We start from the raw sequence: 19,623 nt of genomic DNA, 5'->3' as shown, positions 1-19,623 counted from the left end.
TGACATGTTTTGTCAGGAACAGTTTTATGGGAGCGGTATTGGGTTTGTGTTAGACTGCCCCCGAAAATTTTTTGAGGCGAAATATGATTTGGTATTTATTACAGGGATTAGGGTATGGCGGTGCGGCAGCGGCTCAGCCTGGGCCGTTTCAGGCATATTTACTGTCGCAGACGTTGAAAAATGGATTGCGAAGCACGCTAGTGGCGGCATTGGCTCCGCTAATGAGCGATGGTCCGATTGTGCTGTTGGTGCTGCTGGTGCTAACGCAAATGCCAGATTGGTTTGTGTCGGCGTTGCGCTTTGCGGGGGGCTTTTTTTTGATTTACTTGGCATACAAAGCGTATAAATCGGGGCAGGTGGCGGAGGGGGATACGGCCGTTCCGACACCACAAAAAAAGCAAAGCATCCGCGAAGCTGCCCTAATGAATATGCTCAGCCCCAATGCCTACATTTTTTGGAGCACCATCGCTGGCCCCATCTTCCTGGAGGGGTGGCGGCAATCGCCCTCGCACGGATTGGCGTTCATCTTTGGCTTTTACGGGGCGTTGATTGGTGGCTTTATGGGGTTTGTGGTGCTGTTTGGCGTACTGGGGCAGGCGAGCCCTAAGTTGAACCGATGGTTGGGCGCGATTTCGGCAATTGCACTGCTTGGCTTTGGTTTGTACCAAATCTGGCTGGGTGCTTCCCGCTTTTTGCTTTAATCTGTGGCACTAGCAATCAAACTCAGCCCTTGATTTGCGACTTCAAATTTCCACAATTCCGTGCGACCAAAATTGAAGTAGACGGCCGTTGAGTCTGGCAGCCAGGCGAAGTTTTGGAAGCCGTCGGTGCCTTCGGCGGTGACGAGCAGCGTGGGGGCGGTAGCTTCTGGCTGCCACAGGTAGAGGCGGCTTTGGTTTTCCGCTTCGTCCACGGCACTGTAGATGAAGGTACGGCCGTCCCGGCTCCACTTCCCCGCTTCAAAATCAACCGCTCCAAGTTCCGCAAATATCTGCACTGCTGTGCCATCCAGCGGCCAGTAAAGCAGTTGGTTTTGCCCATCATCAAGGGTTTCTTCCACCACTGGCCCCCCGCATGGTCGCCAATCTACGATGATGCTGTTGGGGCGTTGGCCGTAGGAACGGCCGTTTAGGTCAACAATCATCAAAGCCCTATCTTCAAAGTTCCCTTGCTCAATTGGGACGGAGAGTGCGACAGATTGACCATCTGGTGAAATGTTTGCACTTGCTCCTGGGAGAATTGGATAGGTTGCTAAACGTTCAGTGGCAAATGTGATGGTATTGAAACGGTAAAATGCAGCGAACTCATTTAGACTTTCATCAGGCTCTAAGATGATCAGTAGTTGACCTTCTTCAGAAAAGCCTAATAAGCCAGCATTACCTCCCTCGATTCCCCAAGAACGAGTATTTGGAAAGCTCCATAATTTTGTTCCGTTGAAATCATAAACATGAAGTTCGTTTGCCCAAGTGCCGAGGTTGTCTTGAATCAAGAGCTTTTCATTTGGCAATTCCCATACACCCATTGGCAGGCGAAGAGAGTTAAGGATGAGTGAAAACTTTTCCGATGCCAAATCTATAATAAAAATATTTCCTTCAAGAATCTTTCTAAGGAAAATTATTTCTCCATTTTTTGCCCAAATTGTTGTTCCAAGAAAATGGTGTGGCATATCTGAAATTTGCTCATTTAGATTGACAAGATCGTTTGTTCTGAGATTGAGAATCATCCAGATGGGTTCATCACAAAAGACTTGCCCTTCAGTAGGACAAATGTAAAAAAGGAAGCGATTGCCCTGTGGTGACCAATGGGGCGCGCCAATGTCGCCTTCAAAGGTGTTGAAAGCACCAGAATTTACGGCCGTTTCTACAAATAACGTCTGGTTTTTGATAAAGGCTAGCTGTCCCTGGCTGCTCAAAATGGGCCGGGAAACTGCCAAAAATGGTGTTGCCATGGCGGTTGGGATTTCTGTTGATAAGAGGGTAGCAGTTTGGGATGGTGAGCTGGTCGGCACGGCCGTTTCCGTCACAGCAATAGTCGGGGTGGGGGTGTGGCTGGGTTGGCTAGTAGGCGTGGCAATTGTGGCTAGCGGCGTGGGCGTGGCGGGTTCGTTGGTTTGACAGGCAGTGAGGATGAGAACGGCCGTTGCCAATCCCAATACCAGCAGTAATTTCGTGTAGACAGTTTTGTGCATCATGTAACTCTCCCGCTTGCGATGAACATCCGCATTTTAACATGAATTCTTCGGATTGCTGCTACTGAATTGGGCAAGGCAAATGGTGCAAAGGTATTTGCGTGGGACAAAGATGGTTTCCATCTGTCTTGCCCCTACTAAACTTGTTAATTGTGATAAAATATCAATATGGCGCAATTAATGAATGCACTATCTGGTCGCGGAGTGACCCATGACCCGCAAACACCCTCTTTGCAGATGGTAAATGTATCTGTGGTGTATGCCGCTGGGTTGCAGGAGGTTTCAGTTGGTGGGCATGGTGGCAAAGTCAGCAGTGAGCGAAGTCGAAACGGCCGTTCTCATGCTGTTGAAAATATCAGTTTCACTGCCCAACAAGGGGAGCGCATTGCCGTCGTTGGGCCAAACGGGGCTGGTAAAAGTACCCTGTTCAAGCTCATCGTCGGCACCGTGAAGCCAAGCGAGGGGCAGGTGCAAATCTTTGGACATGGCCCCGATGGCCACATCTGCATTGGCTATGTGCCGCAGCGCAACGAGATTGATTGGTCATTTCCCGTGACGGTGGAAGATGTGGTGATGATGGGGCGCGTGGGGCAAATTGGCCTCTTCCGCTGGCCGCGCCGCGCCGATTGGGAGCTGGTGCGGCACAGTTTAGACCGCGTCGGCGTCTCTCATCTGGCCAAAAAGCAGATTGGCGAGCTGTCTGGTGGGCAACAGCAGCGGGTGTTTATTGCTCGCGCCTTGGCGCAAGAGGCGGAGCTATTGCTGCTGGATGAACCGCTTAACGGGCTGGATTTGCCCACGCAGCAAACCATTTTCGATGTGCTAGACAGCCTGCGCCCCGATGGCGTAACCGTGCTGGTGGCTACCCACGATTTGCAATTAGCCGCCGATCGCTTCGACAAAATCATGCTCATAAACCGACAAATCATTGCTTTTGCAGCCCCAACGGCCGTTCTCACCTCAGAAAACTTGCTGCAAGCCTACGGCGGCCACGTCCACCACCTCCCTGGCGCAGCGCAAGCCATTTTGGTAGATGATTGCTGCGGACATGATGAGCCGGTAATTGGTGAACGGAATGCCGATTACCGATAACGGATAACCATGAACTTCCTCCTTGATCCCCTCCAATTTTCCTTCATCGTGCGGGCGTTGATTGCGGCTGTTTTGGTGGGTGTAGTTTGCTCGGTGCTGGGTACGTACGTGGTGCTGCGCGGTATGGCCTTTTTTGGGGATGCGCTGGCGCATACGATTTTGCCCGGTGTGGTGGTCGCTTTTTTGCTGGGCTGGCCACTGGCGGTGGGGGCGTTGATTATGGGGGTGTTTACGGCCGTTGGCATTGGTGCCCTCAGCAGTCGGGGTGTAGTCAAAGAAGATACGGCCATTGGCGTAATTTTTGCCGGGTCGTTTGCCCTGGGCGTGGCAATGCTGTCGGCGACGGGCAATTACACCATTGATTTGGCTCACTTTTTATTTGGCAATTTGCTGGGGGTAACGAGCAGCGATTTGTGGGTTACGGCTGGCCTTGGCCTCGTCGTGTTGCTCACGGTCTTCTTTTTTTACAAAGAGTTCATGGTCATCTCCTTTGATCCGGTGCTGGCCACGACGCTGCGCTTGCCCGCGACCTTTTTGCGCTATCTGCTCCTGGTGCTCATTGCCGTTACCATCGTAGTGTCGTTGCAGGTGGTGGGCATTGCCCTGATGGTGGCTATGTTGGTGACGCCTGCTGCCGCTGCCTCGTTGCTCACCCGCCGCCTGGCCCCAATGATGGCCATTGCGGCGACGATTGGGGCATTTTCTGGGGCGGCCGGGCTGTATGCGTCCTACTATTTAGATATTGCTTCGGGGCCGGCGGTGGTGTTGGTGGCAACGGCCGTATTTGCTTTGGCTTATCTATTTGCCCCACAACGTGGCCTCGTCTGGCGGCAAAATTAGTAATTTGCCACAGGCTTGTGCTGAGCGAAGCCGAAGTAGAACATAGAGGAAAAAAGAAATAAAATCTCAGCGTTCTCCGCGACTCTGCGGCAAAAGAAGGCTTATGAACGAACAAAGTTTAGATACGCGCTTAAACGAAATCCAGATGGCTTTGAAACAAAAAGGGTATCGGCTCACCAGTTCACGACAGAAGATTGTACAGGCGTTACTGGACTGCGGCGGGCATATCACGGCCGATGGCTTGCTGGAGGTGATCCATCAAACAGACATCACTGTCGGGCGAATGACGGTGTACCGCACGCTGGAACTGCTCAGTGAGCTAGGGTTGATTCGCCCGGTTTATCAGGGCACAGGGGCGGCCCATTACATTTTGCTCGATGGGGGGCATCACCACCACCTGATTTGCTCTGGCTGCGATGCTGTTTTTGAGTTTGATGAGTGTGGTTTGCAGGAAGTAGGGAAGCTGTTGGCTGAGAGGTTTAACTTTGCCGTGGAGGGGCATCTGGTGGAGTTTTACGGCCGTTGCCAAAATTGCCAATAAAACCAGAGCAGGGCGGCGTGACCAACTACAATTCCCCAAAATTTCAACTGAAACGAGAGCTTACGCGATTTGTGGCGTGGCTTCATCAAAAACATGGCAATGAACGCTGCTGGTGAGCCACCGACTAACGCCAGAAGCAGAAGATTTCGCTCCGGCACGCGCGAACGGCCGCTTCCTGCCCGAATTTTGTCGAACCTGTACGTCACCAACGCCACAATGTTGATGAATAAAATCCAAATTACACCAGCTTCTTGTAAGCTCATTTTCCCGCCTGTTTAGAACAGGACTTACGCAATGAAGACTACAAAAGTCTTGTTCTCTCTGGAATTTACATCTTTAGCCCCAAGACTTTTGTAGTTTAGTTAGGCCAAATGCGTAAGAATTAAAAAAGGCCCTGGAATTTCTCCCAGAGCCTTAACTTGCTTACCTCGTGCTTAGTTTGTGACGGGTAAACTGCTCAGCGTCGTTGCTGTGTCAATATAAGCGGCATTTACCCAGCCAACAGTGTCGTCGTTTGTTCGTACCTTGAGCCAACTGGTGTCTGCATTGCGACCCAAGAGAGCCACCCCTTGATCTTGGTAAATAACGGCCGTTACGCCATACGTCACCCCAGGCCCACTCCGCACATTGAGAGCGGCCGTATCGACTAAGCCCGATGCAGACAATGTTTGTTCAAATTGAATCGGCAGGCTGCTAATATCGACGTTGGTCGTTATGAGCAACGCATTTACCCAGCCCTCTGTGCCATTTGCCAGACGAACTTTGACCCAACTGTTGAGATTATTGCGCGCCAGCAAGGAAACGGTCTCTCCCTGATTGGCCACGGTGACGATGCTGTGACCAATCCCTGGCCCAGAGCGCACGTTGGCTGCACCAGTAGAAATCGTGGCGGCATTCACAATGGGTGTTGTTGGCGTGCTTGTCGTTGTGCTTCCATCCATCAAGGGCAAGTTGCTCACCGGGATGGAGAGCTGAACGTACTGTGCGCCAATCCAGCCTTCCTGGCCGTCACTCAGGCGCACTTTGAGCCAGGTGCTGTCTGCATTGCGGCCAATGGCGTTGACCTGCAATCCCTGATAAACAGAGCCGCTAACCGGGTAGTTGAAGCCAGGGCCAGCGCGCAGGGTCAACACTGCGCCGGGGGCAACAGGCACGGGCGGTTCTGGCGCGGTGGGGCTGTCTGCCAGCGGCAAGCTGCTGATGCTAACGCTAGGGGTAATTAGCGCGACGTTGACCCAGCCCTCGCTGCCGTTACCCAGCCGAATTTTGGCCCAACTGCTGTTGGCATTGCGCCCAAGCAAAATGACGGTTTGGCCTTGTGAAGCGGTTGTCAGCACGCTGTAGGTAACGCCCGGTCCAGACCGCACGTTAAGCGCACCAGTAGAAACTAGCGCAGTGGCTGAACTGCTGGGGGCTGTGGCTGAATCTGCCAGCGGCAGGCTGCTAATGGCAACGTTGGGGGTGATGTAGGTGCTGGCGGCATTGACCCAGCCTTCGGTGCCGTTGCTTAGTCGGATTTTGGCCCAGCTGCTGTTGGCATTACGCCCAATGAGGCTGACAACCGTGCCTTGATTGACTACGGTAACTGGCGCATATGCTAGGCTGGGGCCGCTCCGTACATTAAGTGCACCAGTGGCGATGGTAGCGGCTGCACCGCTAACGGCCGTTGGCGTGGGTGTAGGTGTGTTGGTAGCTTGCGCGGTTGGGGTTGCCGTTGCGGTCGTTACCACATCCAGCGTGTTGATGGCCACACTTGGCGTGATGTAGGTGGCGCTGGCGTTCACCCAGCCGCGTACGGCAGCTACTGTTTGAATGTACGCCCAGCTGCTGTCTGCATTGCGGCCCAGCAGGGTAACGATGGCACCTTGATTGACGGTGGTGAGTACGCTGTACTCAACCCCTGGCCCAGACCGTACATTGAGCTGGCCTGTTTGGATTACGGCCGTTGCCGTTTGGGCATTCGTTTGTTTAGCAAAAACCTGGCTCGTCAGGAATAACAATGTGAAGAGGCATAAGACGAGGAACCATATTTTTCCCTGATTGTGATTCAATCTGGTCATGTTGTCCTCCTTAGATGACATAACGTTCGCGTACAGTATAGACCAGAACCCTACTCGGCTGCAAGAACCAGATTTCGTGGCTTGCATTTCTCTCGCAAAACAAACTCCCCCTCGGTATAATCGCGCAAATCTCGAACTGAAATAATCCCACTATTTTGGAGCATTACATTTATGGAACAACTCACCCCCCGCATTTTAATTGCCAAACCCGGTTTAGATGGACACGACCGAGGTGCAAAAGTGGTTGCCAGAGCGTTGCGCGATGCTGGCATGGAGGTCATTTACACTGGATTGCGGCAAACGCCGGAGATGGTTGTAGAAGCTGCTTTACAAGAAGATGCCGATGCAATTGGTTTGAGTATCCTCTCTGGGGCGCACATGCCTCTTGTGAAGCGCATCATTGAGCTGATGAGAGAGCAGCAAATGGACGATGTTCCTCTTTTTTTGGGCGGCATCATTCCCAATGAAGATGTTCCAGTTCTGCAAGAGCTTGGGGTGAAAGGCATTTTTGGTCCCGGTGCTAACATGAACGACATTGTGGAGTTCATTTGGCACGCAGTTGGCCGTTCACCGGATGGGGGAACTGCGTGAAGGCATTGCTTGGGCAGGTACTCCAAGGCCAAATTCGGGCAATTGCACGGGTCATCACGCACGTTGAAAATAGTACGGCCGTTGCCGAAGAAGTAATTCAAACACTGTATCCGCATACCGGGAAGGCACACATTATTGGCATTACCGGGTCGCCGGGTGCGGGCAAAAGCACGGTAGTGAACGCGCTGGTGCAGACGTTGCGTCAGCAAGACGCCCGCATCGGCATTGTGGCGGTAGACCCCAGCAGCCCGTTTACCGGGGGTGCTTTACTGGGTGACCGGGTGCGGATGCGCGATCTGTCTGGCGACCCGGGCATTTTTATCCGCAGTATGGCCTCACGGGGCAGTTTGGGCGGGTTGGCACAAGCAACCGCCTCGGTGGTGAAGGTGCTGGATGCAGCAGGCTACGATTTCATCTTGGTAGAGACGGTCGGTGCAGGGCAGGCAGAAGTAGACATTGCCAACGCCGCCCACAGCACGGTGGTGGTAGAAGCCCCCGGCATGGGGGATGAAATCCAGTCTATCAAGGCGGGTATTTTGGAAATTGCTGATATTTTAGTGGTTAATAAAGCGGATCGGCCTGGGGCTGACCGCACTGTGCGGTCGTTGAGGATGATGCTGCATTTAGGGCCAGTAGGCGGGACGCGAAAGAGCGGCCGTATTTCATCCACAAACGGTGCCGAAGCTGACAGTGCAGGCTGGAACATTCCAGTGCTGGAGACGGTTGCTACCGAAGGGCAAGGCATGGCTGAACTGGCTAACATGCTAAACCAGCACATGCGCCACCTGCGGGAGAGCGGTGAATGGCTCCAACGGGAGCGGGAGCGAAGCTGGCGTGAGATTGAAACATTGCTTCAGCGGCGGTTTATGCGTCAATTTCAATCCTCGGTTTCGCCCGACGTGCAAGACGCTTTGCTAACGGCCGTTGCTGCCCGTGAGTTGGATCCATATACGGCCGTCAACCAATTATTGTCTATGTAATCCGTAAGCGTTTTGCAATAGACATTATTGGAATTAACATGATGTCAAAAACTAATCCGCAGATTTCGCAGATTGACGCAGATTAGAGGAAAAAAATCTGCTTAATCTGCGCAAATCTGTGGATAGATTCCTATTTCCGATAATGTCTTATAAGTGAATCATCTTATAGGCTGATTACATTTATCCAAAACAAACGTGGAGTAATTTAGAGGAAGAAACGTATTGAATTATGATGGCTTACGGAGATATTAAATTATTCGCTGGTTCTGGTTGCCCAGAACTGGCACAACGCATTGCCGATTACGTTAACATCCCCCTGAGCAGTTGGGACATCGTTAAGTTCCCAAATGAGAACCTGTTTGTGAAGCTGCACGGCAGTGTGCGGGGGCAGGATGTGTATTTGATTCAAAGTCACGCGCGGCCGGTGCATCAAAACATCATGGAGATGTTAATCGCTATAGATTGCCTCAAGCGGGATTCGGCGGCGCGGATTACGGCCGTTATTCCCTTCATGGCATATTCGCAGAGCGACAAGAAAGATCAGCCACGTGTGCCCATCTCAGCCCGGCTGCTGGCAGATATGATCGAAGTGGCCGGGGCTGACCGCTGGATAACGATTGATCTGCACGCCCAACAAATTCAGGGATTCTACAAAATTCCCGGCGATTCCCTGACGGCTTTCCACATTTTAGTGGATTATTTTTTGCAGAAAAAGCTGGATGCCGTTGTGGTCACCCCGGATTTGGGCTTTGCCAAACGCGGACGCAACTTTGCCGCAGAGCTAAATTTGCCTCTTGCATTTGTAGAAAAACGCCGCGTCGGCAATGAAAATGAGCGGGAAGCATTAACGTTAATTGGGAATGTGGCCGGCCAAGATGTCATCATCGTGGATGATTTGGTGGACACGGCCGGTTCAATTCAGCAGGCGGTAAAGCTGGTCAAAGAACGGGGGGCCAAAGATGTGTACGTTACCTTTACCCATGCAGTCCTCTCTGATCCAGCTTCCGAAAGGCTCAGCCAGCTAGGGATTAAAGAGATTGTGACGACAGATACCATTCCCATCCCGCCGCAAAAGATGTTGCCAAACATCACTGTCTTGTCAGTATCAGATATGCTGGGCGAAGTTATTTTGCGTTCCCATGAGGGGCGCAGCGTGGGTGAGTTATTTAATGAATAGGTAGGGATGTGGTTGCAAACGGCCGTTTCCCTCTCTAACAAAAAATTAAGGCATCTCTGTTACACTATGCCTCTTTTGCTAAATGAAAAAATAGAAGTGAACCTATGTTTAGAAAACTTGTCAACCGGATCGTAGGCGATCCTAACCAGAAAATAATTGAAAACCTCAAACCCACTGTTGATGCTGTTGCGGCCTTAGAGCCCCAAATGCAGCAACTGTCTGTAGATGGGCTACGGGCAAAAACGGCCGAACTCAAAGACCGTCATGCCGCCGGCGAATCCCTGGATGACTTGCTGGTAGAGGCATTTGCCCTGGTGCGTGAAGCGTCTGTCCGCACCACAGGCTTGCGCCACTATGATGTGCAAATTATGGGCGGTGTGTTGCTACACCGGGGTGAAGTTGTCGAGATGCGGACAGGTGAAGGGAAGACCCTGGTAGGAACCCTGCCGCTCTTTCTCAATGCGCTTACTGGCCAGGGCGTGCATCTGGTTACGGTGAATGAATACCTTGCCCGGCGTGACGGCGGCTGGATGGGAAAGATCTTCCACCTACTTGGTCTCAATGTGGGCTGTATTGGCCCACAAAAATTTTCTGCACTATACGATCCCGACTACGTGAATCCGGGCGCAGAGCTTGAAGATGAACGCCTCGTTCATTGGCGACCCAGCACGCGCAAACAAGCGTACTTGGCAGATATTACCTACGGCATCAGCAGCGAATTTGGTTTCGACTACCTGCGCGACAACATGACAACCAGCAGAGATAAATTAGTGCAGCGCGATCTCGTATTTGCCATCATCGATGAGGTGGACAACGTGCTGATTGATGAGGCCCGGACGCCGCTGATTATTTCTGGCCCGGCCGATCGCTCCGGCAAGGAATATAGTCGCTTTTCAGACTACGTGCGCCACCTCAAGAAAAATACGGCCGAAGAGGAAGAAGAACCAAACGGCCATTACGATTTGGATGAAAAGAGCCGCAGCATTAGCCTCACAGACATGGGCATTGCAGAGGTTGAAAAGCGCATTCCTGAAATTGACACCGAAGTCGGCGACAGCTTGTATGATCCCCGCTTTTTCCACCTCACTTACTATTTGGATAATGCCCTGAAGGCACAATATCTTTACAAGAAAGATGTGCAATATGTGGTGCAAAACGGTGAAGTTGTCATCGTCGATGACTTTACAGGTCGTCTCATGCCCGGACGCCGCTACTCAGAAGGGCTTCACGAAGCCATTGAAGCCAAAGAAGGCGTGCAAATTAAGCGGGAAACCGTGACTGTGGCCACCATCACCCTGCAAAACTACTTCCGCTTGTTTGATAAATTGGGAGGGATGACCGGTACAGCCCTCACTGATGCCGAAGAGTTCGACAAAATTTATGAACTTGGCGTAACGCCTTTGCCAACCAACGTGCAATACATTGTGGATAACAACTTGCTGGGCTTGGAAGAGAAGAAAGTCAAGGTAGAAAATTCTGAGCAGACCGTTTATTTAGATCCCGAAACAGGTGATCCTCGTTTTTACAAGCGTCTGGATCATCCTGACCAAATTTTTGGCAATGAAGAAGCCAAAGATAAAGCGATTGTGCGTGAAGTGCAGCGTGTGGTTGAGATGGGTCGGCCTGTTTTGGTTGGTACCACGTCTGTTGAACATTCAGAAACAATCGATCGCTTACTTACAAAGGCCAATATTCCGCATAAGGTGCTCAATGCCAAGATTCATCAATCGGAAGCGTTGGTTGTGGCTCAAGCAGGACGCAAAAGTGCTGTTACCATTTCCACCAATATGGCGGGTCGTGGTACCGATATTTTGTTGGGCGGCAACCCCGAAGGTTTGGCGGCTGAATTGCTGGAACGGGAAATGTTTAAACGGCCGCTCCTAACCCAACTCATCTTCAAATACCTGGAAGAAGGGGAAACGGCCGCTCAGGAATACGCCGGCCGCAATAGCAAATTAGACAACGATCTGATTGCTTGGATTGTTTCCGAAAAGGAAAAATTAGACGCTGCCCTGACTGAAATTGAAGAAGTGCAGGTTATGGGCTATCTCACGCGCGTGTTGGGCGAAACTTACCAGCTAGATTATGAGGAAATTCGGCAAGCTCTGCGGCTCATCACCAGCGGCAACTTGGGCGAAGCGCGCGAATATTTGGAACAGCTAAATAAAGATGTCGCCCTTGTTGAGGAAGCTATCCGCCTGCGAGACCTGTACGTCGGCTATCAGCGGGCGCAAAGTGACCAGGGCATGTTGGCGCAGTTCCTGGCAGAAATCTTATTTGAGCAGCATTACATCGCACGTGCTGCCCTGGTTCGGGCTATTCTAAATGATGAAGCAGCAGAAGCAGAAAAAGTAGTGGAAACCGTTCCCGGCATTTCTAGAAAATGGATCAAGAAAATCGCGGATTTACGCCACGAAACGGAGGCAGAACGCGAGGAAGTGTGGCGGCTTGGCGGTTTGCACGTTGTTGGCTCAGAGAGGCATGAGTCTCGCCGCATCGACAACCAGTTGCGTGGTCGTGCTGCCCGCCAGGGCGATCCTGGCTCCTCTCGCTTCTTCCTGTCGCTGGAAGATGATCTCATGCGTCGATTTGGTGGTGAGCGATTGAAAAGCTGGATGTCCAAAGGGCTCATGTCCAATATCCCAGAGGATATGCCCCTGGAGTTTGGCGTGCTGGATCGCATGATCGAAAGTGCGCAGGAGCGTGTGGAAGGATACAACTTTGACATCCGCAAAAACATTGTGGAATATGATGATGTGATGAACCGCCAGCGTATGGCCATCTACAAAGAACGCCGCGCCATTTTGATGGGGGAAGGCGTTGATTATGATGAGCGCATTGATGATGCCTTTGCCAATGCCATTGCCCAATTGGTTGACAACTATATTGATAATTACATTCCGTTTTTGCGCGAGGAAATTGAACGTGTCGTAACGGAATTTACCACCGAAGCGACGGATGTTATTAACCTGAACGCCGTGGTGGCCAGGCTGCGTGGTTTCCTGCCAGAGATTGTCAAACTGGATAAAGCAGAGCTGGGTCAGCTTTCTAGCGACGAGCTGATTGACCACCTGATGGTGATGGTGCATGAAAATGAAGCCAATGGTGCCAACATTTACCAGCTCTTACGGGCGATGGGGCGTTTCCTACCGCTGCTCCCGCCTGTTCCAAATTTAGCCAGCCTTGCTTCGCGAAAATCTGGCCAGGTTCAGGGCAAGGAAAACATTAGACGCGATTATGTGGCCCGGGTTCAGGATTTCTACAATGAATTTGTCACAGATCATGTTGAGCTTGCAGACGAGGACCGGGAAGGTATCTGGCAAGACGCCGAAAATGATTTGAATGATGCGTTTGCACATTTTTCGCTAGATGGATTGTCCTTGAAAACGGCCGAATACCGACAAACTCGTTTTGCTGCCCAGGCAAATGCTGCCCTGCGAGAAATGCTGCTAGACACACTGTCTGTCTTGACAGGTGACCAGCTAGAAATTGCTCTAAAAGCGTATGTGAGTAAGCAGCAGGAAAAGTGGCGGCAGCAAATTGGGGATGAAGAGTATCGGAACTTCCAGCGCTTGTTGCTGCTAAACTCTATAGACCGTGAATGGCGTGACTATCTAACCGCAGCTGATGATTTACGGCGTGAAATTGGTCTGGAAGCTGTCGGTCAGCGTGACCCGAAGGTTCAATACAAGATCCGCTCGGCGCAAATGTTTCAGGATATGCGCAACAACATTGAGCAAAACATTGTGGATCGGTTCTTCTTCCAGGTAGAAAAGCATCGTGCCTTTATTCAGAAGCAGGAAGCGGAAATTGCTTACCAAACCCAGGCGCGAGATGCGGGTTACCAGGTAGTAAAGCGCGAGAAAGGGCAGGGTGTTGAGCTGCGGCGCGACATGCCCAAAGTGGGGCGGAATGATCCTTGCCCCTGTGGCAGCGGTAAAAAGTACAAACATTGCCATCTTAAAAAAGAAAAGGCTTCACAAAATTCTGGTGCTGTGGGCAGAGCAAACGGCCGTCCGGCTGGCAGTCGGTCTGGCAAAAAGCGTCGCCGTCGTCGCTAGGCGTTAGACGAACGTACAGAGATTGATGTGATACTCTTGAGGGTTGGGTAAATCACAACAAAGAAAACCTGCTTATTTAATGCAGCTCCTTGTGATTTGCTTCAATGACTTTTTACGTCTCTTTCACCATGGATAATTGACGACTTTTTTAAAACATGGTTACATTTGGCCTATGCCCCACAGCAACGATCAGCTTAAAGCCCTGAATGCTCTACACCAACGTTTACAATCGGCTACTTCCTTGGAAGCTATTCGGTCTGCCCTTTCCTCATTCGCCCAGCAATATCTATCGGTTGAGTCTGTACTCATTGTCCCTGAAGCTAATGCCGACAATAGTAGTTGGCCTGTAGGGAAGACGCGGTTTGCGCTTCAGCTATTGCCACCACCTAAGAACCAGGATTTGGCGGCTTTAACGGCTGCTTTAATCGCTACCGCCCCTTTTTTTGCAGATCACAAAGCAATCTTGTCCCCGCCTCAACAGACCTTGTTGCGCAAGCTAAGCCAGGCCATCTGCGCACAACAGCAATTTAATCTGATAACCGGCGAACTTGAGGCCTCGTTTGCAAAGGCATTGTCTGGTTTTCAGGCCCGGCTGGTTTTGTGTGAATCTGATAATCAACAGTTGGCTTTGCATTCCATGTTTGGGGCAAAGGATGGTTGGTTACCCGTTGCGTCAGACAGCTATTTGTCCGTCGTGACGGAAGCAACGGTAGTTGCCAACGGCTCCCAACTGCTCTTGCCAGTTCAGACGAATGGGGGGCAGGTTGCAGCGATTTTGCAGATAGTTGGCCCAAGCAGCGAGGCGTTAACGGCAGAAACGGCCGTTCTCTCACTTGTTGCTGACTATCTTGGCGTGGCGTTGAGCCAGCAGCGGCTTATTAAGCAGGCATGGCAGCGCGCCAACCAGCTAGAGACGATTTACCGCGTGACCGAATCTGTCCGTGTCCTGAAGCCACTGCAAGAAACCCTGCAAGATATTCATGATCAGCTGCTGCATATTTTTTCACCCCCCACCTGCTACATTGCCCTGGTAGATGCCAGCGAAGAGATTGTTGAATTCCCCTGCGTCTTGGAAAATCATGAGCGTATTACGCGCCCGCCAATTCCGTTGAGTGATAAAGATAGCCTGGTTGCCTGGGTGATTAGCAACAATGTGCCGTTTGCCACCGACAATTGGCCTCTGGACGAAAAACCGGTGTTTGGCATTAGCGGCGAAGGTTCGCCACACTCTATTATCTGCGTGCCGATGCGGCTCCATGGCGAGGTGTTGGGTGCCATCTCCATCCAAAGCGACACGCCGGATGCGTTTGACGCTTCCGACTTTCAAACGCTGACGGCCGTTGCGGCTCACGTTACGGTCATTATCAAAAATTCACGGCTGTATACCCAAACCCGTGCGTTGGTTGACCGGGGCGCACATGATTACCAAACGGCCGTTGCCCTGCGCCAAGCCATTGCCGTTATCAGCACCTCATTACAAGCAGATTCGGTTGTCAACCATTTACTACTGGCTTTGGGAAATGTGGTTTCATACCACAATGCCTTTGCCTTTTTGCTGGCAGATGAGGAGCTACAGCTCGTATCCAGCCGCGATTTTTATGATCGCACTTTGCACATTTTGCCAGAGGCTGCTGAAGCGTTTTGGCGAGATCATCCCCTGGTGCAAAGCGTTCTGGAAAAAGAAGAGCTAATTTGCATTGATGATGTGCGCACAGATGCCCGTTGGCAGCCACAGCCAACGATGGAGCACACACGTTCCTGGATGGGCGTACCGCTATCTGCTGGGGGCGTGCTGTTGGGCATCCTCATTTTTGATAGCCAGATTGCCAGTGCCTTTGACGAGCGTGTTGAATGGCTGGCCATGACATTGGCCTCACACGCCTCTGTTGCCATCCAAAACGCAATATTGTTCCAACAAACTGAGCAACAGCTGGCTGAGCTAAGTACGCTTTATCAGGCAAGTGCCACCATGACGGCAAATCTGGATCAAGATTTTGTGTTGCAGACCGTTGTGTCTGAAATGGTGCGGGCTTTGCAGGTAGATAGCTGCACGATTTTTGTTTGGGACCAGGAATTTCAGAAGCTGTATCCGGCTGCACATAAAAATCAAACATACATTAAACATTTAGGCCAAAACGATGAGGATGGGCTGATTGGCTTAGGAAGCATCAAAAATTTGGCCTCATTTATTGCTGTCCAGCGTGTGTTTGAGACACATGAAATTGAACAATTAGTTAGGGATTCGAATCAGGATGAGGATGCTGCGGAATTGTTGCAAGCTGCTGGTTTGCAAGCTGTGATTCTCGTTCCGTTGATTCGACGTAACAAAGTACTTGGGCTATTGGCCCTAGGGGATGTGACTGTGAAGCGAAACTATTCCCATGGACAACTTCGGTTGGCACAAAATTTGGCTGGCCAAGCGGCCGTCGCCATTGAACACGCCCACTTGTTTGGGCAAGCGCAGCGTCGTATTGAAGAACTATCTACCTTTCATGACATCGTATTGCGGCTCAATGAGCCGCTCAAACTGAATGCGGTTTTAGATACCATTACCGAATCTGCCTTGAAGCTGATTGCGGCAACTAACTTGCATATTTTTCTATACGATTCGGAAACTGAGACATTCTCAAAAGGGTCGGCACTGTGGCGAGACGGCCGTCGGACGGCAGCAGTGCCTAAGGTGCGTCCGGCTGGGGAAGGGCTTACCTCTACTGTTGTGCAAGAAGGGCGTCCCATCGTCATTAATGATGCCTCCAGCCACCCGTTTTTCCAGAGTGAAGCGGCCGCAGCCTGGGGCATTTGCGCCATTGCCGGTTTTCCACTCAAGCACGGAGAAAAAGTCATCGGGGCGTTTACGGCCACCTATTTGTACCCCCATACCTTTAGCGAAGATGAACTGTTGTTGCTGAATTTGCTGGCGGAGCAAGCGGCCGTTGCCATTCGTAATGCCAGCTCGTTTGCCGAGTCCCAACGTCGTTTGCGTGATATGTCTGCTCTGGTAGATATGGCCAAGCAGGTAACAGGCAATCTTAAACTGCAATCGGTGTTGCAAACAACGGTGCAAATTTTGCAGGGCTTGCTCAATGCCCGTGCCAGTACCATCACCATGCTTACGGATGATAGCGAAGGATTGATTGTAAAGGCGGCCGTAGGTATCAACTCGGAATTTATGAATGCCAGAATGGAGCTGAAAGGAAGCATTTCTGGCGTTGTAGTGCAAAATGCGGAGCTTGTTTACATCCGGGATTCTTACTCCGATCCAGACTTTCTGTTCTTTGATGAGGTGGTGCGGAGCTTGTTGGTGGTGCCGCTGATTGTGCGGGATGAGCCAGTTGGCACGCTGACGATTGATAGTGATCACCCTCACGCTTTCAAGGAATCTGATATTCAATTAATGACCATTGCTGCAGCCCAGGTGAGTGTGGCCATCGCTAATGCACGCCTTTTTGAAGAATTGGAAGATCGTGCTGAAGAGTTAGCGATTGCCTATGAAGAGCTGAAAGAAAGTGATCGCTTGAAAGATGAACTTGTGCAAAATGTATCGCATGAGCTACGTACCCCACTCACGTTTGTAAAAGGCTACGTTGATTTATTAATGGACGGAGATAAGGGCCTCTTGACGCCGGAGCAGCAAGAATATTTGCAAATCGTGTCTGATAAGACAGATGATATTACCCGGATTATCGAAGATATTATTACGCTTCAGCGTATTGACTCCGGTAATTTGCAGCTTGAGGTCATGCCAATGGCCGAACTTTTGCAAACGGCCGTTGTCAGCCATCGTCTTGTTGCCGATAAAAAAGGATTAGGGATTGCGTGTACCATTCCAGAAGACCAACAAGGGTTTGTGCGTATAGACAAAGGGCGCATGAATCAAGTGCTAGACAACCTGATTGGCAATGCCTTCAAATTTAGTCCAGATGGCGGCACAATTCATTTGTCCTTGAGTGAACAAGACGGCAAGGTATTGGTTTCAGTCATTGATGAAGGCATCGGGATGCCTGCAGAAAAACATCAGCGCATCTTTGAACGCTTCTACCAGATTGATGGCTCCTCCCGCCGTCGATTTGGCGGTACTGGCATTGGTCTGGCGATTGTGAAGCGAATTATCGACGCGCATGAGGGCGAAATTTGGGTGGAAAGTGAAATCAACAAGGGGAGTGCCTTCTTTTTTACCCTGCCGACTGTAAAACAGGATATTGCACAACAGGCACCGAGCCTGTCATAATGACGCGACCTCTAATATTCACAAACAAAATTGACGTGTCGTTTGTAGAATTTATGCGTTGGCTTTATGCAACAGCAGGAGACAAGATTCCGCGGATTGTAGGAACTTTCCCGCTTTTTCGTAAACACGTTATAATCAAAAATTGCGACCGTTAAACATTGCATTTGGCAAAAAAGTGAGCAGATTGTGGCTGATATAAAGACACTGCCCAAAATTGATTTGCACCGACACCTGGAAGGTTCTCTCCGTCTAGAAACCTTGCTAGAGATTGCCCGCCAGCACCGGCTTGATGTTCCCACAACAGATTTAGAAGCGTTACGGCCGTTGGTACAGGTAACCAACGATCCAGCCACACATGAAGCATTTTTGGGCAAGTTTGAAGTCCTGCGTCATTTCTATCGTTCGCCAGAATTGATTCGCCGCCTTGTCTATGAAGCTGTTGCTGATGCGGCTAAGGATAACGTGAAGTATCTGGAATTGCGGTTTAGCCCGCAGGCCCTTACCCGCGTACGTGGCTTTTCGATGGCAGATGCGGCTGACTGGGTGATTGCCTCTGTAGACAAGGCAGAAGCTGACTTCGATATTCAGGTTGGGCTGATTGTCACGCTGGTGCGGCATGATCCGCTCCACCAGGCTCGGCAGGTAGCGGAAATTGCGTTTGAGCGGTATGGTAAAGGGATCGTTGGCCTGGATTTGGCGGGTGATGAGGTGAAGTTTCCCTCACGGCCGTTTGCACCTCTGTTCAAAGAAGCGAAGGAGGTTGGCCTGGGTATTACTGTCCATGCGGGTGAATGGGCCAGTGCCTATGGTGTTCGTGAAGCTGTGCAAGACCTGTTTGCTGACCGCATTGGTCACGGCGTGCGCACTTTGGAAAATTCACAGATTTTGCGAATGGTGCGCGAGCGCAAAACTGCTTTTGAGGTTTGCCTGACCAGCAATTTGCAAACGGGCGTGGTGCACCAGATGGATCATCATCCGCTGGTGGATATGCTAGATGTGGGGTTGAAGGCAACCATCAATACCGATGATCCCAGCATTAGCAACTGCACGCTGACAGACGAGTATGAAATTGCGCTGAACAAGCTGCAAATTGGCTACGGTGCACTGCGCCAATCGGTGTTAAACGCCGCCAATGCCACGTTTCTTCCCCCGGATGAACGACAGCAGTTGGTGCAGAAGTTTGACACTTTGTTACCAACTGCCGAAGCGGTAAACGGCCGTTCGCCCATCAATGCTTCTTCAATGGAGCACTAACTGCACCTAAGAAGCCTCCCACTCTTTCAGGGCCCGTTTAATCATCAACTGAATACGCGGATCATCAATTTCACGCGGCCGTTCATATCGGTGTCCATCTACTTCAATAATTAGGCCCCCATTGGTATCTTGCACCAAGTGAATGCTGCGCTGGGCTAACTCCGGGTCGCTTTCCAAATGGCGTTGCAATATTTCATCCACTTGCTCAACCAGGCTGAGCATCTTGTTAGCACTGGACTCTGTTGTGGCTGGACGCCACCGTAAGTTTGTGAACACCGACGGTGGTTGCTGGAGCCGCGCTGAAGATTTCAGGGCATCTCGTTCCTCTTCCATTCTGCTGAGGAATCGTTGAGCCTCTTCATTTTCAGAGGTTGTTGCCTGAGGTTGAGTTGATGTTAACGGTGGGGCGACACCAGCATCTACCAAATTTTGATACCCGCCAGCAAACGTAATCAGCTCCCCGATGGCGGCCCTAATTAATTGACGAACATTCTCTTCTGGAATGTCAGAAATTGCCTCAAATCGGTTCTCATTAAAGTTGACAACCAGTTTCCCCATTGGCGGTACGCGGAGAACACGCATAATTTCAATTTCGCTTTGCATAAGTTCCT

14 protein-coding genes are annotated in these 19,623 nt (G+C 51.0%); 10 read left to right on the top strand and 4 right to left on the bottom strand.

All coding sequences use genetic code 11. The features are described 5' to 3' along the window. The first annotated feature begins 83 nt into the window (after window positions 1-83). Window positions 84-701 carry a LysE family translocator gene (locus tag ACOQPU_RS08295; RefSeq protein WP_420644657.1) on the top strand — a complete coding sequence of 206 codons (618 nt, stop codon included), beginning with the start codon at window positions 84-86 and terminating at the stop codon, window positions 699-701. Here the strand turns inward: ACOQPU_RS08295 and ACOQPU_RS08290 are convergent. Further along, window positions 698-2,191 carry a TolB family protein gene (locus ACOQPU_RS08290; RefSeq protein WP_420644656.1) on the bottom strand — a complete coding sequence of 498 codons (1,494 nt, stop codon included), beginning with the start codon at window positions 2,189-2,191 and terminating at the stop codon, window positions 698-700. The two genes, ACOQPU_RS08295 and ACOQPU_RS08290, sit on opposite strands and share 4 nt — an antisense overlap. A 177-nt stretch (window positions 2,192-2,368) precedes the next feature. Between ACOQPU_RS08290 and ACOQPU_RS08285 the strand changes: the two genes are divergently transcribed. The 3 genes from ACOQPU_RS08285 (at window position 2,369) to ACOQPU_RS08275 (ending at window position 4,661) form a co-directional block, all read left to right on the top strand. After that, window positions 2,369-3,280, top strand: coding sequence for a metal ABC transporter ATP-binding protein (locus ACOQPU_RS08285; protein ID WP_420644655.1), 912 nt, complete (start codon window positions 2,369-2,371; stop codon window positions 3,278-3,280). A gap of 9 nt (window positions 3,281-3,289) precedes the next feature. Next, window positions 3,290-4,120, top strand: a complete 831-nt coding sequence (locus ACOQPU_RS08280) for a metal ABC transporter permease (RefSeq protein WP_420644654.1) — start codon at window positions 3,290-3,292, stop codon at window positions 4,118-4,120. A gap of 103 nt (window positions 4,121-4,223) precedes the next feature. Then, complete coding sequence (locus ACOQPU_RS08275; RefSeq protein ID WP_420644653.1) at window positions 4,224-4,661, top strand: Fur family transcriptional regulator; 438 nt, start codon at window positions 4,224-4,226, stop codon at window positions 4,659-4,661. Here ACOQPU_RS08275 and ACOQPU_RS08270 read toward each other — a convergent pair. Together ACOQPU_RS08270 and ACOQPU_RS08265 are read right to left on the bottom strand one after the other, a co-directional pair. Continuing rightward, window positions 4,634-4,924, bottom strand: a complete 291-nt coding sequence (locus tag ACOQPU_RS08270; RefSeq protein ID WP_420644652.1) for a DUF1294 domain-containing protein — start codon at window positions 4,922-4,924, stop codon at window positions 4,634-4,636. The genes ACOQPU_RS08275 and ACOQPU_RS08270 overlap by 28 nt on opposite strands. Window positions 4,925-5,095: 171 nt before the next feature. After that, the gene (locus ACOQPU_RS08265) at window positions 5,096-6,721 is read right to left on the bottom strand and encodes an SH3 domain-containing protein (RefSeq protein ID WP_420644651.1); all 1,626 of its coding nucleotides are present in this window, start codon (window positions 6,719-6,721) and stop codon (window positions 5,096-5,098) included. Window positions 6,722-6,892: 171 nt separating this feature from the next. On the opposite strand from ACOQPU_RS08265, the gene ACOQPU_RS08260 reads away from it, so the two are divergent. From ACOQPU_RS08260 to add, 6 genes are all read left to right on the top strand, one after another. Beyond that, window positions 6,893-7,312, top strand: coding sequence for a cobalamin B12-binding domain-containing protein (locus tag ACOQPU_RS08260; RefSeq protein ID WP_420644650.1), 420 nt, complete (start codon window positions 6,893-6,895; stop codon window positions 7,310-7,312). Continuing rightward, the gene (gene meaB, locus ACOQPU_RS08255) at window positions 7,309-8,292 is read left to right on the top strand and encodes a methylmalonyl Co-A mutase-associated GTPase MeaB (RefSeq protein ID WP_420644649.1); all 984 of its coding nucleotides are present in this window, start codon (window positions 7,309-7,311) and stop codon (window positions 8,290-8,292) included. The genes ACOQPU_RS08260 and meaB overlap by 4 nt, the downstream gene beginning before the upstream one ends. A gap of 229 nt (window positions 8,293-8,521) precedes the next feature. Further along, window positions 8,522-9,469 (top strand): ribose-phosphate diphosphokinase, encoded by a 948-nt coding sequence (locus ACOQPU_RS08250; protein ID WP_420644648.1) that lies wholly within the window; start codon window positions 8,522-8,524, stop codon window positions 9,467-9,469. 104 nt (window positions 9,470-9,573) lie between these two features. Next, on the top strand, window positions 9,574-13,530 hold the full coding sequence (gene secA / locus ACOQPU_RS08245; protein WP_420644647.1) for a preprotein translocase subunit SecA: 3,957 nt from the start codon (window positions 9,574-9,576) through the stop codon (window positions 13,528-13,530). A gap of 136 nt (window positions 13,531-13,666) precedes the next feature. Further along, window positions 13,667-17,758, top strand: coding sequence for a GAF domain-containing protein (locus ACOQPU_RS08240; protein WP_420644646.1), 4,092 nt, complete (start codon window positions 13,667-13,669; stop codon window positions 17,756-17,758). A 186-nt stretch (window positions 17,759-17,944) separates the two neighbouring features. Further along, window positions 17,945-19,012: an adenosine deaminase gene (gene add / locus ACOQPU_RS08235; RefSeq protein WP_420644645.1), complete on the top strand. Its 1,068-nt coding sequence runs from the start codon at window positions 17,945-17,947 to the stop codon at window positions 19,010-19,012. Between the two features lie 6 nt (window positions 19,013-19,018). Here the strand turns inward: add and ACOQPU_RS08230 are convergent, their stop codons facing one another. Continuing rightward, window positions 19,019-19,615, bottom strand: a complete 597-nt coding sequence (locus tag ACOQPU_RS08230) for a hypothetical protein (RefSeq protein WP_420644644.1) — start codon at window positions 19,613-19,615, stop codon at window positions 19,019-19,021. Window positions 19,616-19,623 lie beyond the last annotated feature (8 nt).

It is taken from the genome of Candidatus Leptofilum sp., from assembly GCF_965223285.1.
Classification (GTDB): Bacteria; Chloroflexota; Anaerolineae; order Promineifilales; family Promineifilaceae; genus Leptofilum.
The sequence above is the reverse complement of the archived record's forward strand: the minus strand, read 5'-3'. Positions and strand labels throughout refer to the sequence as shown.

Excerpts from the sequence above, each read along its gene's own strand:
- ACOQPU_RS08295 (WP_420644657.1), top strand. The coding sequence starts at position 84 with ATGATTTGGTATTTATTACAGGGATTAGGGTATGGCGGTGCGGCAGCG.
- ACOQPU_RS08290 (WP_420644656.1), bottom strand. The coding sequence starts at position 2,191 with ATGATGCACAAAACTGTCTACACGAAATTACTGCTGGTATTGGGATTG.
- ACOQPU_RS08285 (WP_420644655.1), top strand. The coding sequence starts at position 2,369 with ATGAATGCACTATCTGGTCGCGGAGTGACCCATGACCCGCAAACACCC.
- ACOQPU_RS08280 (WP_420644654.1), top strand. The coding sequence starts at position 3,290 with ATGAACTTCCTCCTTGATCCCCTCCAATTTTCCTTCATCGTGCGGGCG.
- ACOQPU_RS08275 (WP_420644653.1), top strand. The coding sequence starts at position 4,224 with ATGAACGAACAAAGTTTAGATACGCGCTTAAACGAAATCCAGATGGCT.
- ACOQPU_RS08270 (WP_420644652.1), bottom strand. The coding sequence starts at position 4,924 with ATGAGCTTACAAGAAGCTGGTGTAATTTGGATTTTATTCATCAACATT.
- ACOQPU_RS08265 (WP_420644651.1), bottom strand. The coding sequence starts at position 6,721 with ATGACCAGATTGAATCACAATCAGGGAAAAATATGGTTCCTCGTCTTA.
- ACOQPU_RS08260 (WP_420644650.1), top strand. The coding sequence starts at position 6,893 with ATGGAACAACTCACCCCCCGCATTTTAATTGCCAAACCCGGTTTAGAT.
- ACOQPU_RS08250 (WP_420644648.1), top strand. The coding sequence starts at position 8,522 with ATGATGGCTTACGGAGATATTAAATTATTCGCTGGTTCTGGTTGCCCA.
- secA (WP_420644647.1), top strand. The coding sequence starts at position 9,574 with ATGTTTAGAAAACTTGTCAACCGGATCGTAGGCGATCCTAACCAGAAA.
- ACOQPU_RS08230 (WP_420644644.1), bottom strand. The coding sequence starts at position 19,615 with ATGCAAAGCGAAATTGAAATTATGCGTGTTCTCCGCGTACCGCCAATG.